We start from the raw sequence: 13,394 nt of genomic DNA, 5'->3' as shown, positions 1-13,394 counted from the left end.
CATGACAAGTGAGGAGTCGGTGCCGCAGCGGCCCCTGGTCTTTGCCCACCGCGGTGCCAGCGCCGCGTTCGCCGAACACACCCGCGCCGCCTACCTGCAGGCGTTGGCGGACGGAGCCGACGGTGTCGAATGCGACGTCCACCTCACGCGCGACCAGCACGTGGTCCTCCTGCATGACGCAAACCTGGACCGGACCTCGGACGGAACGGGGCCCGTGGCGGAGCGGACCCTGCGCCAGCTGCGCCACCTGGACTTTTCGTCGTGGAAGGGCGCCCGCATCCCGGAGGTCTACGGGGCACGCTCTGAACAGTTCCTGACCCTTCCGGAGCTGCTCGATATCCTCCGTGGAGCGGGACGGCCGGTAAAGCTCGCCATCGAACTGAAGCACCCCAGTCCCTATCAGCTCAAGCTGGAGGACCGGGTGCTGGAGGTACTCCGGGGCGAAGGCTGGAACGCGGCAGGCTCAACGGTGGACAACATCGCCGTGACATTCATGAGTTTCAGCCCGGATTCCGTCCGGCACCTGCTCCATTCTGTTCCGGCGCAGTACATCTGCCAGCTGGTGGACGACATCAATATCCACGAGATCCGCGGCGGGCTGGGCCTGGGACTGATCACGGGCGGAGCCATCGCCAACCTCATGAAGGCAACCCAGCTGGAGGCCGAGCGGATCCTGGACGCGCGGCTGGCAGGCCTTGCAGGCCCGGGCATCGATTACGTGCGCGAGCATCCGGACACAGTACGGCGCTGGCTGGATGCCGGCCGGCGCTTCCGGGTGTGGACGGTGGATTCAGCGGAGGACGTGGCCCTCTGCCAGGAGCTGGGCATCCATGAAATCACCACCAACGTGCCCGCCCGGGTGCTGAACCAGCTGCAGGTGGCCTCGCCGCAGGGAAGTTAGGACTTGGCATGAGCAGGTACCCGGCCGACGGCGGCCCCCGCCGCTGGTGGGCAGGTCCCCTGGACGTTGAGGGACTTGCCCTGAGGGCCGTGAGTACCGCGGCCGCGGCCCTGAACCTCTACGCGGGATCGCCTGGCCGGTTCACCACCACCTCCCGGCTGACCGCAGCCGCCTTCGATTCCTCAGGCCTTCTTCGGATTGCCGGCCGGAAGCTGCAGGGGTTCGCGCCTTTGTCCGGGTTCCGGCGCACGCAGGACGGCTGGATCCGGCTCCACGCCAATTACCCGCACCACGAGAAGCGGCTGATGCAGGCGCTCGGCGCCGGCAGCCGGGAGGACGTCGAAGCCGCCCTCCTGGAGATGACATCGCTGGAGGCCGAAGCGGCAATCCAGGGCCTCGGCGGCATTGCCGCTGCCGTCCGGACGCGCAGCGGCTGGCTCGCCACCGGAATGGGCCAGGCGGCGGGCTCCGGTCCATGGATCTCCGTCACTTTTCCCGATGGTCAACACGCAGGGCTGGGGCTAACCACGCCGGGGACCGGGCTTGAACTGACCGGGATGGACATCCCACCAGCGCCGGCGCCACACCATGCCACAGATCCCGCAAGACCTCTCGCAGGTGTCCGGGTCCTGGACCTCACCAGGGTCATCGCCGGTCCTGTGGCCACCAGGCTCATGGGAGCACTGGGTGCGGAGGTCCTGCGGATCGACCCGCCCGCGATGCCCGAACTTCCCGACCAGTTCGTGGACACCTGCTTCGGCAAGCGCAGCGCCGAGGCGGACCTTGGCACCCCCGAAAACCAGCGCCGGCTGCACCAGCTCCTGACGGACGCCGACGTGGTGGTCAGTGGCTACCGCCGAGGGGCTCTGGACCGTTTCGGGCTGCACGCCGGCGCCCTGCAGGCTTCCCGCCCGGAGCTGGTGGTGGTCACACTGGACAGCTGGGGCGATGCAGGACCCTGGAGTGAGCGCCGCGGCTTCGACAGCATCGTCCAGGCCGCGAGCGGCATTGCCCACCTCTACGGAAAGGAGGACGACGGCGGATGGCGGCCGGGTGCCCTGCCTGTCCAGGCCCTGGACCACGCCACCGGGTACGGCGCTGCTGCCGCGGCTGTCGCCCTGCTCGCCGTCCGCCGGCAGACCGGCCTGGGCGGAGCGGGCCGCCTGTCCCTGGCCAGGACCGCCGAGGAGCTCTTCTCCCTGCCTGAGAACCTTGAGGAGGCTGCAGAACTGCCCGGGCCCGAATACCGGACGATGCCTAGCTCCTTCGGGGAGCTGCGCTATGTCCGGCCGCCGCTGTTGATCGATGGCCACCCGCTCGATTACCGCAACCCTCCGCCGCCCTATGGCAGCTCGGGGCTGGCATGGGCCTGACGCCGTGACGGCCTGACGCCCCGACGCATGCCGGGAGGAACGCCGGATCACGGCCGAGCGGGCGGTTTCAACCACCGGCTGCGCCTGTGATTGAGTGGAGCCATGTCTTCTCCCCGGTCCGGCCGGGCTGCCCGGAACCTCTCCGCCGCGGCCATGAGCGCCCTGCTCCTGGCCAGCGCCAGGCAGCATTTCCGGAACCCCGGTTTTTACCACCAGGTGGTTCCCGGCTACCTCTGCCGGGACGATGCATCAGCCGCAGGCGGCGCCGCCAGCACAGGCAGCACCGCAGACGGCAGTGCAGGGACGCCCGACGCCGGCCCACGCCATAGTGCGCAGCCTCCACGTCCGTTCGCCGTGCTGTCACGGGAGGAATGGATCGCAGCCAGCGGACTGCTGGAACTGGCCGCCGCCGTCGGGATCCTTGTCCCTCTGACGCGGAAGGCGACCGCCACCGCACTCGCCGCGATGTTCACCGCGTTCCTGGCGGGACATCTGGATGCGCTCCAGCGGGCCTATGGTCCGCACGGTACTCCTGCCCAGCGGAAGATCCATACGGTGCGCCTTCCGCTCCAGGCCCCGCTCATCCTGTGGGCGTGGAGCCTCCGCAGACCGGCGCCGTCCAGCCTGACAGCAGGGCTGCTGCGGTGAAGCTGCTGGCATCTCCGGCAGTGCGGGTGGGCATCTCCATCAGCATCGCCACGGGTCTGTACGGGGTGTCCTTTGGCGCGCTGTCCGTAACATCCGGGCTCGACATCTGGCAGACCATGGCCCTGAGCCTGCTGCTGTTCAGCGGTGGCTCGCAGTTCGCGTTCATCGGGGTGGTGGGCGGCGGCGGCTCCGGCATCGCCGCGATGAGTGCCGCCACGCTGCTGGGCATGCGCAACGGCATCTACGGGATGCAGTTGAACGCCCTGCTGCGGCCCACCGGCTGGCGCAAATACGTCAGCGCCCAGCTGACCATCGACGAATCCACGGCTACCAGCACCGGACAGACCGATCCTGCGGAGCAGCGCCGGGGATTCTGGGCCGCCGGCATCGGGATCTATGTGCTCTGGAACTTCTTCACGGCCGTGGGCGCGTTCGCCGGAAGCGGGCTGGGCGACCCCAAACAGTGGGGACTCGATGGTGCTGCCGTGGCCGCTTTCCTGGCGCTGCTGTGGCCGCGGCTCAAGGGCCGTGAGCCTGTGGCCATTGCCGTGGTGTGCGCCCTGGCCACGGTGATCGCCGTGCCGTTCGTTCCGGCCGGCGTGCCCATCCTGGTGGCTGCCGTGGTTGCCGCTGTGATCGGCTGGTTCAGCCATGGCCGCAGCGACGAGGGCCTGGAGCCGGATGTGGAACCTTACCGCGGACATCACGGCCACGACGGCGGGCGGCACAGCCATCGGGGAAATGAGGGAGATCAGGGCAGCCAGGAGGATCACGACGGCGGCCGGTACCGCCGCCGGAACGGCACCGTTCCGGGAGCTGACTCATGAGCCTCTGGTTCTGGCTTTTGCTGGCCTGTGTGTTGGCCTACGCCTGGAAGCTGGTGGGCTACTTCGTGCCGGCCCGGTTCCTGGAGGACCCGCGGATGTCCCGTATCGCCGGCACCATGACCATCGGCTTGCTCGCGTCCCTGACCGTGGTGAACGCGGTGGCGTCCGGGCAGGCGCTGGCTGCCGACGCGCGGCTGGGCGCCCTGGCCGCGGCAGCCATAGCCCTGGCGCTCCGGGCCCCGTTCCTGGTGGTGGTCCTGGCAGGTGCAGGCGCTGCCGCCCTCTTGCGCATGCTCGGGTGGAACTGACACCGAATCCGGGCGGGACGGAAGCATGCGACGTGCTGCGCCGCATTCTGAGTGATGCAGGTCACGCCGTATGCGTGCCTGCGGCTGTACTATGAAACCGGCTGATGCAGTTGGCCGCGGAAGTTCGGCGAATGGCGACAATGGACAATCAGCTGCATGCTGCCGGAGAAAGAGCCGGCAGGCCCCACCACAAAAACGCCCGACGGCGGGCGGGGCTGCCCCCCAAACGCTTCTACACCCGCTACGCCGGTTTGTCCGGTGTCCCGCCGGAGGACCTGGAGCAGCTCGCCGAAAGCCTGGGCCACTCGCTTGACCTCGATCCGTCGTCGCCCATTCCGGCGCTTCAGGCCCTGGTGCGGCAGGAGATCCGTAAGCGGGGAGACACTGCCCGCGGCTGACATCCTGCCAGCATTCAAAAGTCCAACTGTGATGGACTGAAGAAAGGGCCGCACCATGTCACGGCGGCCAGGAGGAGGTACCAGATGAACGAACAGTCACCGCCCGTAGAGACGGAAGACGCCCGGGACGCCGGGGACGCCGGGAAGAAATCCGCCGAAAAGCAACTGCCGGGTCTGCCGGCAGGGGAGTACCAGGCAAAATCCCGCACCAGCTATCTTGACCCCCGGGGATCCGAATCCACCCGGGAAATGCGTGATACCGCGCGGCGCCGCCGGGACGCCGAGGAGAAGCTGCAGCAGCATCTCCTGCAGGCGAAGGAGCACATCCCCAACGAACACCACCAGCACCCTGAACACAACGGCTCCGGACATCGCGGCTAGCAGGCCAAAAAGAGCCTGGCGGAAAGAAGCCCTGGCGCGCGGAAACGAGCCCTGATGCGCAGGGTGGGAATTGCGGGGGCCCAGGGGCCGGGGGAGTTGCTATGCCACTCCGTGGGCGGCGCCGTCCGGCGAGACGCTCCTGCGGCAGCTCTCTTCGACGGCCATTTCGTACCAGGCCTCCGCGCCGAATTCCGGTTCGGGAGTGTCCAGATTCTGGTAGAGGCCGTCCAGCAGGTCCGCCAGTTCCCCCGAGGTGAGCGTGGGAAGGACCTCTTCAGGCCCCCGCGGATCGTTGAGGTAGCGCGACAGCTTGGAACTGTTCATCGCACTGCGACCGTTGGGCGCCGGAAATGCAGGAACTGCTTCATGGGGATGGCTCTCCATCTCGAATGTACAGAGGCTGGCTGCGTAACCCTCTAGAAGTCTATGGCACCTGCTGGGCGCCCACAATGGTCGAAGTTGGAGGCTATGAAGGCCGGTACATATCCGTGGGCAGCAAGCTACCCGGGCAGGATACCGGCCGGCAGTGCGGCGGAAGCGGAAGCCGGCACCGGCACGTGGGCAGGAAGCGGCCGGCTTGGCCGCGTGGTCCGGATGGCATCTTCCACCAGAGCCAGCGGACGCTGCCAGGCGTCCGAGCCCGGTTCCATGGTGTCCACCACTCCGATCAGCATGGCGAGCAGGCGGAACATATCGGTCATGGAGATGTCCGCCCGCAGGCTCCCCTGTCCCTGGCCGCGGACCAACAAAACGCTGATGGATTCCATGAGGGAACCCGAAATGCCGGTCAGCAGCTCCCGGCGCCCGGCCACGGCTCCCAGCAGGTTGGCGTCCGCGCTGGCAGCATCCATCAGCGCCTCCAGCACCCGGAACAGGCCCGCAGCGGCGTCGATGTCCGCCAGGGCGCCGTCAATCACGGGATCCACGGTCAGCCGGAGTTGCCGGTTCAGCGCGGCAAGGACCAGTTCCTCCTTGTCCGCGAAATTCCGGAAGAGGGTGGCCGGGCCGACGCCGGCGGTCACTGCGATGGTCTGCAGGGGGACATCCGGGCCAAACTCACGGAAGCACTGCCGCGCCGCTGTGATGATTTTGTCCACGTTGCGCGCCGCGTCGGCACGAAGGGGCTTACGGGCGACGGCGAGACTCATGCGAAAAGGTTAGCAACGGAGCTGCAGGCGTTCACCGTTACTGGGGGGTAGGTGCTCATTGTGACGGAAGCACCCCATCCGCCCCTGCACCGGCCCCTGGCGCGTGGCAGACTGGCCTTATGCTGCTTGCTTTTTCCGTTGCCCCCTCCGGCGTTCCGAGCGAAGGTTCCCGGCCTGGTGACGCGTCCGTGCACGACGCCGTTGCCGCCGCGGTGAAAATCGTCCGGGAGTCGGGACTGCCCAACCAGACGGATTCAATGTTCACAACCATCGAGGGCGAATGGGACGAGGTGTTCGACGTCGTCAAGCGCGCCACCGAGGCAGTGGGGCAGTACGGCAGCCGGGTGTCCCTGGTGATCAAAGCCGACATCCGGCCCGGCTACACCGGTGAACTCACCGCCAAAGTGGACCGCCTGGAGGAAGCCCTCACCGACGGTTCCTGAGCCGCAGGCCTCCGGGGAGTTCCAGGACCTGCCAGTCTCTGGACCCGTACGTCGCTCCGTGCCAAACTGTGGCAATGTTCGAGCACAAGCCCCGTCCGGAGTGGATCGCCACCGAAAAGTTCCTGTCTGACGTTGTGGTTCATCCGGACCCTGCACTGCAGCAGGCCATTGACTCCGCCGCCGAGGCGGGCATGCCGGCCATCGAGGTGGCACCCAACGCGGGAAAGCTCCTCAAGCTCCTGGTCCAGCTGTCCGGCGCCCGCCGCATCCTGGAAATCGGAACCCTCGCCGGTTTCAGCACCATCTGGATGGGCCGCGGCCTTCCCGACGACGGCACGCTGGTGACGTGCGAATTCCTGCCCAAGCATGCGGAAGTGGCCTGGGCCAACATCGATGCTGCCGGGCTGGGCGAGAAGGTGGAGATCCGGCTGGGGCCTGCGCTGGACACCCTGGCTTCGCTCGAGGAAGAGGACAGGGAGCCCTTCGACTTCATCTTCATCGATGCCGACAAGGAAAACGACAGCCAGTACCTGGAGTGGGCGGTGCGGCTGGGGCGGCCGGGTGCCACCGTGGTGCTGGACAACACCATTTGGGAAGGTGCGGTGCTGGACCCGTCCATGGACCCGGTCAACGCCCCCGGCATCATCGAGGCCCTCCGGCTGCTGGGGGAGCACCCGGCGCTGGACGCAACGGTCATCCAAACGGTGGGTTCCAAGGGCTGGGACGGATTCGCGCTGGCCCGCATCCTCTGACGCGTCCCCGGCCTGGGGCCGGTTTGACTGGCCGCACCGCAATTGTAAGTATGCTGAGCATAAGCGTCCGGCTGACGGGAAGCCGGACAGGCCGCAACGGAGGAAAATGATGAAAGCGTCACCCACCCTTGCCAGCAACCTGCAGATGGTCCTCACCGACCTGATTGAGCTGCACCTGCAGGGTAAGCAGGCGCACTGGAACCTGGTGGGCACCAACTTCCGGGACCTGCACCTTCAGCTCGACGAGATCATTGCTGCCGCACGGCTCTTCGCGGACCAGACAGCGGAGCGGATGCGTGCCCTGCATGCCCTTCCCGACGGACGCAGCAGCACGGTCACGGCGGACAACCGCCTTGAGGAGTTTCCGGAGGGCCTGACCTCCACCAAGGACACCGTCAAGCTGATCACCGCCAGGCTGGAACGCGCCGTGAAGACGATGCGCGACGTGCATGACGAGGTTGATGAAGAAGATCCCACCAGTGCCGACCTGCTGCACGCCGCCATTGAGCGCCTGGAACAGCTGGCATGGATGGTCAACGCCGAAATCATGGCACCCACCGCATCCGTCACCGAACCGGCAGAAAAGTAGGCGCCGCCGGGGCCCGCGTGAAAGCCGCAGTACAACGCCCTCCACAGGTTGACCCCGGAGGACAGGCGGTACCGGTTACGCCGGTCCGCCTGTCCTCCGGAAACCCGCAGCCGCCGGAAGCGGTAGCCCTGTTGACGGCCGTGGCAACGGCCGCGGGCGACGTGCCGGCCTTACTCGAACTGGCCAAGGAAGCGGGAAGCACCTGGCCGCAGCCCGGTGGAGGCAGCACGCAGGTCCTTTGGGAACTCCTTGCCTCGGTGTCGGCCATCGACGTCGCCGCCGGCCGCATCTTTGAGCCGCACCTGGACGCACTGGCGATCCTGGCCCAGGCGGGCCATGATCCTGCCCTGGCCGAAGGTGCCTGGGGAGTCTACGCCGCGGAGGGGCCGGGTCTGCGCCTTGAGGCATCCGGGGGCACTTCGGGAGCGGTGCTCAGCGGGTCAAAACCGTGGTGTTCGCTGGCGCCGGTCCTGGACCATGCGGTCATAACTGCCCACACCGACGGCGGCCGGCGCGCCTTCGCCGTCGACCTCCATCACGCCGGCGTGACCTTTGGTGAGCCGCCGTGGGTGGCCCGCGGACTCCGGGAAATCCCCAGCGGCACCGTCCACTTTGACGATGTACCGGCGGAGCCGCTGGCTGGCGTGGACTGGTACTTCAGCCGGCCGGGCTTCGCGTGGGGCGGCATCGGAGTTGCCGCCTGCTGGCTGGGCGGCGCCATCGGCGTTGGCCGGGACTACCGGAACTCCCTGCAGGAGGGGGCAGCCTCCGGCCGCGAACCGGACCAGGTTGCGCTGGCGGCGCTGGGTGAAATCGACCGCACCTTGAGCGCAGGACTGCAGTACCTCGCGCGCACGGCCGAGGCGATCGACGCAGGACGGACAGCAGCAGGGGAACGCGGTCCGGGGTGGAGCGACGCGCTGCGGGTGCGCGGTACGGTGGCTGCCGCCGTCGAACGCGTGCTGCACCTGGTGGGCAGCAACCGCGGGCCGGCGCCGCTGGCCTTCGACGAGACCTACGCCAAGAGGATGGCGGACCTGGCCCTGTACGTCCGGCAGCACCACGCCATGCGGGACGATGCCCAACTGGGCAGGCTCACGCTGGACGGCGGCTCCGCGTGGTGACCTTTTCCCACACCGACGACGGGACGGACGAGGCAGCCTGGGTGGACCACGGCCTGCCTGTCATCCCGGAACTGCCACTCAGCCCACCGGAGTTGGCAGCCATGCGCTTCGTTGTCCTGGCAGCCCACCCCGACGACGAAACCCTGGGCGCCGGGGGCCTGCTGGCCCACGTGCACGCCCTGGGCGCCCACGTCGAAGTCCTGCTGTGCACCGCGGGGGAAGGCTCCCATCCGGACTCACCCACAGTCACCCCGGACCAGCTCGCAGGGACCCGGCTGGAGGAATTCGCCGCCGGCCTGGCCTCCCTGGGGCTGGAAGGGCGCTGGCGCTGCCTGGGCTATCCGGACCGGGGACTGGGTGCTCATGCTGCCGGCATCACCTCCGTTGTCCGGGAGGCGGTGCGCCGGTTGCCGGGTGATCCCGGGCAACTGGTGCTGGTGGCCCCTTACCGGCAGGACGGCCACGCCGACCATGATGTCCTGGGGCAGGTGGCGGCGGAGGTTGCCCGCCAGGGCGGACACGGCCTGCTCGAGTACCCCGTGTGGTTCTGGCACTGGGCAACGCCGGACAACCCGGCGTGGCAGGCCTGGGTCCGGTTCCACCCGGACCCGCCGGCCCTTGCGGCGAAAGCCCGTGCCATGGATGCCCACGCCACGCAGGTCCGCCCGCTCTCGCCGGCTGCCGGGGACGAGGTGCTGCTCAGTGAAGCATTCCTGAAGCACTTTTCCCGCGGTTATGAGGTCTTCGCCTGGACGCCCCCTGCGCAGACCAGCGGCGCGCCGCACCGCAGCGCCGACGCCGAGCGCATCTTTGACGCGGTGCACGCCCGGGCTGAGGATCCGTGGGATTACCTGGGCAGCTGGTATGAGCGGCGGAAGCGGGCCTTGACGCTGGCCGCGCTTCCCCGGGAAAGCTATGAGTCCGGACTCGAAGTCGGCTGCTCCATCGGAACGCTGACCGCCGGCCTGGCACCCCGCTGCCGCAGCCTCCTCGCGGTGGACGCGAGCAGCACTGCGCTGGACCGGGCAGCCGCCCGCCTGGCACCGTTCCCGGGCGTCACCACACGGCAGCTGACCCTTCCCGGTTCCTGGCCCGGCGGGAGTTATGACCTGGTGGTGGTCTCCGAGGTGGGCTACTACCTTGGCCGGGACGAGCTTGGGCTGCTGCTGGACCGCGTCGTGGAGTCGATGATGCCCGGCGGAACACTGCTGCTCTGCCACTGGCGGCACCCCATGCGGGGGTGGGAGCTCGACGGCGAGACGGTCCACACGCTGGTCCGTGACCGTTTAGGGTGGCCCACTGCTGGCCTGTACCGGGAACGCGACTTCGTCCTGGAGACGCTGATGGCTCCCGCCGCGGCTGTGGCTTCCTGAGCGTGCCAGGGAGATACACGCCGGTAGACCGGGTGGCGGTGGTGATACCGGTCCACAACGAGGAACGACTCCTGGCCAGGGCGCTGGCCGGTGTGCAGGCGGCCGCAGCATCACTTCGGCGCCTGCATCCGGAAACTTGCGTCTCAACGGTTGTTGTGCTGGATTCCTGCACGGACAACTCGGCGACGATAGCCATGCACGCCGCCGGCCAGGACCCCGGCATGCAGGTCCTTGCCGTGGACTTCCGCAACGTAGGCCGCACCCGGAATGCGGGGATCCGGCACGTCCTTGCGGGTGGGAGGGACGCGGCTTTCGGGCACCGGCTTTGGTTGGCCAACACTGACGCCGATTCCGTTGTTCCGGAGGGCTGGCTTACCGGCCAGGTTGCGATGGCCGCGGTGGGCGCCGATGCGGTGCTGGGCTCCGTGGAACCGGACCCGGCGGGCATGGACCCGGAACTGCTGCGCCTCTGGCGGGCGAAGCACCCTTTTATCGAGGACCATCCGCATATTTATGGTGCGAACTTCGGCATCAGGGCTTCCGCCTATCGGCTGGCGGGTGGATTTCCGGGGAAAGCCGTGCACGAGGACCGGGATCTCGTGGTCCGTCTGCGTCGTTTGGGATGCAGGGTCAAGGCAACAGACAGCATCCGCGTCGTGACATCGGGCAGGACCCAGGCGCGTGCCCCGCACGGATTCTCCGGCTACCTGATGGCGCTTGCGCTGGAACAGGTGGCGGCGCTTGAGCGCTGACCCTCCTCAGGGAAGGAGTGGCACGACAAAGGGCTGCCGCGCTAAACGCAGCAGCCCTTGTGCCTGGACCTATTCCTTCTTGAAGGCGTCCTTGACCTTCTCGCCGGCCTGCTTCAGGTCGGCCTTGCTCTGGTCCATCTTGCCTTCGGACTCAAGCGCCGGATCATCCGTAGCCCGGCCCGAGGCTTCCTTGGCCTTGCCGCCCATTTTCTCGGCGGCATTCTCGATCTTGTCATCCAAACCCATGGCATTTCTCCCTTCGGCTGGTGACCGGCGGACCAGAATGCCGCCGGTCATGCTTTTATGCTAGCCAGACGCACAACACTGCAACAGATGCGCGCATGGGCCTGACCTGCAAAAAGCCAGCAAAGGCAGGGCGGGAATGTCAGACCAGGTCAGGTGCGCTGGCGACGATGTAGTCAGCCGCGGCAGGACCCGTCATTGAGAGGTTGTTGCTGTCGGGGTTGATGCCCTGCTCCTGCAACGCTTCAAAGAGGGCTTCGGGAGGTTGCAGCTGGGCTTTGTGGAGCAGGCACCAGCTGGTGTACAGGCCATAAAGCTCGTCGCGTCCGAGGCCCAGTCCGGGCTCCCTGTCCGGAACAACTGCTTCGGCAAGAAAATCTTCAAAGTGGGTAGCAGGCATGTCCGCTCATTAAGGGTCGACCGTGATCCCGCCGTATCTGCTTCAGCGGCCCTGCCGGCACCAAAAGGGCCAGCAGAGTAATCATGAAAGTATTGCAGTGCGGATCATTTTGTCCAGTCGTGCCCTCTAAATGTGCCGGGACCCCCGCCGGTTCAACCGGATCGAGGGGGCCGACGGCGACTGGGGGGACTGGCCTCGGTCTCAGAAGAGGCCATCTCACCGCCGGCCCCGCCTTGCCCCGGGCTGCCGACAACCCGGGAAACTTGAACAGGACCTCCACAACAATTTTCCCCCATTGTGGAGGTCCTGCCTAGTCCTTTGGGCTGCGTGCCTAACGGCCGCCGTTGCCCTGCCCGTCGTCGTCGCGCGTGGTGCGGTCCTGCACCTTGTCGCGGACGCGGTCGCGGTGCGGCTGCGTTTCCCGCCCTGGGCTCCGGTCCTCGCCTGAATCGTCAGCCTGGTCGTCATCTGCGCTGTACTTCTCGCGCAGTTCCCGTCCGTGCTTGATGTCCTCTTCTTCCTGTTTCTGCAGCTTCTCGCTCTTCTTGGTGTCACGCGGCGGCAGCTGAATGGTCTCTTCCGCCTCGATACCTGCCTGGAGCTGGCGGCCCCGCTCCATCTCTGCGTCGAACTCTGCGCCGAAGAGCAGCGACATGTTCAGGATCCAGAGCCACAGCAGCATGACGATGACGCCGCCCAGTGCACCGTAGGTCTTGTTGTAGTTGCCGAAGTTACCCACGTAGAACCCGAAGCCGAGCGAGGCGAGCAGGAACACGAACAGGGCAATGCCGGAACCCATGCTCATCCACTTGAACTTTGGCTGCTTGACGTTGGGAGTGGCGTAGTAGAGGACCGCGATGATGACGATGATCAGGGCCACCATCACCGGCCATTTGGCGATGTTCCAGACCGTGAGGAACACGCCGCTGAGGCCGATCAGCCCGCCCACGGCCTCGGAGACCGGGCCACTGAGGACCAGCATGCCGGCGAGGAGGGCAATGATCACAATGGCGAGCAGCGTGACTGCGAGCATGGTGCCGCGGAGCTTGATGAACGCCCGGCCCTCATCCACCTCGTAGACGCGGTTCATGGCGCGGCCGAAAGCCCCTACGTACCCCGACGCGGACCACAGTGCGGTGGCAAGGCCGATGACCAGCGTGAATCCTGCGGCCGGCGCGTTCGCCAGTTCCGAGACGGTGCCGCTGACGGTGTTGACCGTCTCCGCCGGAGCGAAACCTCGCACGATCTGCAGGAGGGCGTCGGTGGTTTTTTGCGGATCCCCGAAAATCCCAATCAGTGAAACGAGTGCCAGGATGGCCGGGAACAGCGACAGCACCGCATAGTAGGTCAGGGCTGCGGCAAGATCGGGGCACTGGTCCTTGTTGAATTCCCGCAGGGTTTTCTTGGCAATGTACTTCCAGTTCGGCCTGTCCAGGTCTTTGGGGCTGCCCGGTTTCCGTGAGTCATTTGGATCCGGAGCCTGGCCTGCCTTGGCGGTGCTGGTCTCGGATGCGTCATGAGTGGCCATGGGGTGTCCTCTCGATAAGGGTGCGAAAACTGAAAGGCCGGCTCCGCGGATGGCGGGGCCGGCCTCTCAGGTGGTGCTCGTGCCTCTTGGTGCCGCGTCCAGTGGCGGGTCAGGTGTTCTGGACGTGGTCCTTGGCGTCGGTGGCGCGGTCCTTGACGTCGGTGGCGGCGTGCTGGCCTTCGGCTTTGACGTTCTGGGCTGCGTCG

At 67.1% G+C, this 13,394-nt stretch carries 18 protein-coding genes; 13 read left to right on the top strand and 5 right to left on the bottom strand.

What is annotated here, in order from left to right:
* Position 1: 1 nt before the first annotated feature.
* From B5520_RS18885 to B5520_RS18855, 7 genes are all read left to right on the top strand, one after another.
* Complete coding sequence (locus B5520_RS18885; RefSeq protein WP_079598661.1) at positions 2-901, top strand: glycerophosphodiester phosphodiesterase; 900 nt, start codon at positions 2-4, stop codon at positions 899-901.
* An 8-nt stretch (positions 902-909) separates the two neighbouring features.
* Entirely contained in the window at positions 910-2,274 is a 1,365-nt protein-coding gene (locus tag B5520_RS18880; RefSeq protein ID WP_079598605.1) for a CoA transferase, read from the top strand.
* A gap of 102 nt (positions 2,275-2,376) precedes the next feature.
* A complete protein-coding gene (locus tag B5520_RS18875) occupies positions 2,377-2,922 on the top strand; it encodes a DoxX family protein (RefSeq protein WP_079598604.1) in 546 nt (181 codons plus the stop codon).
* Positions 2,919-3,749: an AzlC family ABC transporter permease gene (locus B5520_RS18870; RefSeq protein ID WP_254865647.1), complete on the top strand. Its 831-nt coding sequence runs from the start codon at positions 2,919-2,921 to the stop codon at positions 3,747-3,749. Before B5520_RS18875 ends, B5520_RS18870 begins: the two co-directional genes overlap by 4 nt.
* Positions 3,746-4,057 (top strand): AzlD domain-containing protein, encoded by a 312-nt coding sequence (locus B5520_RS18865; protein WP_079598603.1) that lies wholly within the window; start codon positions 3,746-3,748, stop codon positions 4,055-4,057. The genes B5520_RS18870 and B5520_RS18865 overlap by 4 nt, the downstream gene beginning before the upstream one ends.
* A gap of 140 nt (positions 4,058-4,197) precedes the next feature.
* On the top strand, positions 4,198-4,455 hold the full coding sequence (locus tag B5520_RS18860) for a hypothetical protein (protein ID WP_079598660.1): 258 nt from the start codon (positions 4,198-4,200) through the stop codon (positions 4,453-4,455).
* Positions 4,456-4,539: 84 nt separating this feature from the next.
* Complete coding sequence (locus B5520_RS18855) at positions 4,540-4,836, top strand: hypothetical protein (protein ID WP_079598602.1); 297 nt, start codon at positions 4,540-4,542, stop codon at positions 4,834-4,836.
* Positions 4,837-4,935: 99 nt separating this feature from the next.
* Here B5520_RS18855 and B5520_RS18850 read toward each other — a convergent pair whose 3' ends face one another.
* Both B5520_RS18850 and B5520_RS18845 read right to left on the bottom strand, forming a co-directional pair.
* Complete coding sequence (locus tag B5520_RS18850; protein WP_079598601.1) at positions 4,936-5,160, bottom strand: hypothetical protein; 225 nt, start codon at positions 5,158-5,160, stop codon at positions 4,936-4,938.
* A 176-nt stretch (positions 5,161-5,336) separates the two neighbouring features.
* The gene (locus B5520_RS18845; protein ID WP_079598600.1) at positions 5,337-5,984 is read right to left on the bottom strand and encodes a TetR/AcrR family transcriptional regulator; all 648 of its coding nucleotides are present in this window, start codon (positions 5,982-5,984) and stop codon (positions 5,337-5,339) included.
* Between the two features lie 119 nt (positions 5,985-6,103).
* On the opposite strand from B5520_RS18845, the gene B5520_RS18840 reads away from it, so the two are divergent.
* From B5520_RS18840 to B5520_RS18815, 6 genes are all read left to right on the top strand, one after another.
* Positions 6,104-6,427 (top strand): thiamine-binding protein, encoded by a 324-nt coding sequence (locus B5520_RS18840; RefSeq protein ID WP_079598599.1) that lies wholly within the window; start codon positions 6,104-6,106, stop codon positions 6,425-6,427.
* Positions 6,428-6,501: 74 nt separating this feature from the next.
* A complete protein-coding gene (locus tag B5520_RS18835) occupies positions 6,502-7,179 on the top strand; it encodes an O-methyltransferase (protein WP_079598598.1) in 678 nt (225 codons plus the stop codon).
* A gap of 109 nt (positions 7,180-7,288) precedes the next feature.
* Positions 7,289-7,768 (top strand): Dps family protein, encoded by a 480-nt coding sequence (locus B5520_RS18830; protein WP_079598597.1) that lies wholly within the window; start codon positions 7,289-7,291, stop codon positions 7,766-7,768.
* Positions 7,769-7,896: 128 nt separating this feature from the next.
* Positions 7,897-8,892: an acyl-CoA dehydrogenase family protein gene (locus B5520_RS18825; RefSeq protein WP_254865646.1), complete on the top strand. Its 996-nt coding sequence runs from the start codon at positions 7,897-7,899 to the stop codon at positions 8,890-8,892.
* The gene (locus B5520_RS18820; protein ID WP_079598596.1) at positions 8,886-10,265 is read left to right on the top strand and encodes a bifunctional PIG-L family deacetylase/class I SAM-dependent methyltransferase; all 1,380 of its coding nucleotides are present in this window, start codon (positions 8,886-8,888) and stop codon (positions 10,263-10,265) included. The genes B5520_RS18825 and B5520_RS18820 overlap by 7 nt, the downstream gene beginning before the upstream one ends.
* A gap of 2 nt (positions 10,266-10,267) precedes the next feature.
* Positions 10,268-11,017 (top strand): glycosyltransferase, encoded by a 750-nt coding sequence (locus B5520_RS18815; protein ID WP_079598595.1) that lies wholly within the window; start codon positions 10,268-10,270, stop codon positions 11,015-11,017.
* A 69-nt stretch (positions 11,018-11,086) separates the two neighbouring features.
* Here the strand turns inward: B5520_RS18815 and B5520_RS18810 are convergent, their stop codons facing one another.
* The 3 genes from B5520_RS18810 to B5520_RS18800 all read right to left on the bottom strand — a co-directional run bounded on the left by B5520_RS18810 (position 11,087) and on the right by B5520_RS18800 (position 13,188).
* Positions 11,087-11,263, bottom strand: a complete 177-nt coding sequence (locus B5520_RS18810; protein WP_079598594.1) for a CsbD family protein — start codon at positions 11,261-11,263, stop codon at positions 11,087-11,089.
* Positions 11,264-11,402: 139 nt separating this feature from the next.
* Entirely contained in the window at positions 11,403-11,660 is a 258-nt protein-coding gene (locus B5520_RS18805) for a hypothetical protein (RefSeq protein ID WP_079598593.1), read from the bottom strand.
* A gap of 331 nt (positions 11,661-11,991) precedes the next feature.
* Positions 11,992-13,188: a YihY/virulence factor BrkB family protein gene (locus B5520_RS18800; RefSeq protein ID WP_079598592.1), complete on the bottom strand. Its 1,197-nt coding sequence runs from the start codon at positions 13,186-13,188 to the stop codon at positions 11,992-11,994.
* Positions 13,189-13,394 lie beyond the last annotated feature (206 nt).

The organism is Arthrobacter sp. P2b, assembly GCF_900168295.1.
Taxonomy (GTDB): domain Bacteria; phylum Actinomycetota; class Actinomycetes; order Actinomycetales; family Micrococcaceae; genus Arthrobacter.
This window is presented reverse-complemented; position numbering and strand designations above follow the sequence as displayed.

What these genes read in the sequence shown, in the direction of transcription:
- B5520_RS18885 (WP_079598661.1), top strand. Translation starts at nt 2, where the DNA reads ATGACAAGTGAGGAGTCGGTGCCGCAGCGGCCCCTGGTCTTTGCCCAC.
- B5520_RS18880 (WP_079598605.1), top strand. Translation starts at nt 910, where the DNA reads ATGAGCAGGTACCCGGCCGACGGCGGCCCCCGCCGCTGGTGGGCAGGT.
- B5520_RS18875 (WP_079598604.1), top strand. Translation starts at nt 2,377, where the DNA reads ATGTCTTCTCCCCGGTCCGGCCGGGCTGCCCGGAACCTCTCCGCCGCG.
- B5520_RS18865 (WP_079598603.1), top strand. Translation starts at nt 3,746, where the DNA reads ATGAGCCTCTGGTTCTGGCTTTTGCTGGCCTGTGTGTTGGCCTACGCC.
- B5520_RS18860 (WP_079598660.1), top strand. Translation starts at nt 4,198, where the DNA reads ATGGACAATCAGCTGCATGCTGCCGGAGAAAGAGCCGGCAGGCCCCAC.
- B5520_RS18855 (WP_079598602.1), top strand. Translation starts at nt 4,540, where the DNA reads ATGAACGAACAGTCACCGCCCGTAGAGACGGAAGACGCCCGGGACGCC.
- B5520_RS18850 (WP_079598601.1), bottom strand. Translation starts at nt 5,160, where the DNA reads ATGAACAGTTCCAAGCTGTCGCGCTACCTCAACGATCCGCGGGGGCCT.
- B5520_RS18845 (WP_079598600.1), bottom strand. Translation starts at nt 5,984, where the DNA reads ATGAGTCTCGCCGTCGCCCGTAAGCCCCTTCGTGCCGACGCGGCGCGC.
- B5520_RS18840 (WP_079598599.1), top strand. Translation starts at nt 6,104, where the DNA reads ATGCTGCTTGCTTTTTCCGTTGCCCCCTCCGGCGTTCCGAGCGAAGGT.
- B5520_RS18835 (WP_079598598.1), top strand. Translation starts at nt 6,502, where the DNA reads ATGTTCGAGCACAAGCCCCGTCCGGAGTGGATCGCCACCGAAAAGTTC.
- B5520_RS18830 (WP_079598597.1), top strand. Translation starts at nt 7,289, where the DNA reads ATGAAAGCGTCACCCACCCTTGCCAGCAACCTGCAGATGGTCCTCACC.
- B5520_RS18810 (WP_079598594.1), bottom strand. Translation starts at nt 11,263, where the DNA reads ATGGGTTTGGATGACAAGATCGAGAATGCCGCCGAGAAAATGGGCGGC.
- B5520_RS18805 (WP_079598593.1), bottom strand. Translation starts at nt 11,660, where the DNA reads ATGCCTGCTACCCACTTTGAAGATTTTCTTGCCGAAGCAGTTGTTCCG.
- B5520_RS18800 (WP_079598592.1), bottom strand. Translation starts at nt 13,188, where the DNA reads ATGGCCACTCATGACGCATCCGAGACCAGCACCGCCAAGGCAGGCCAG.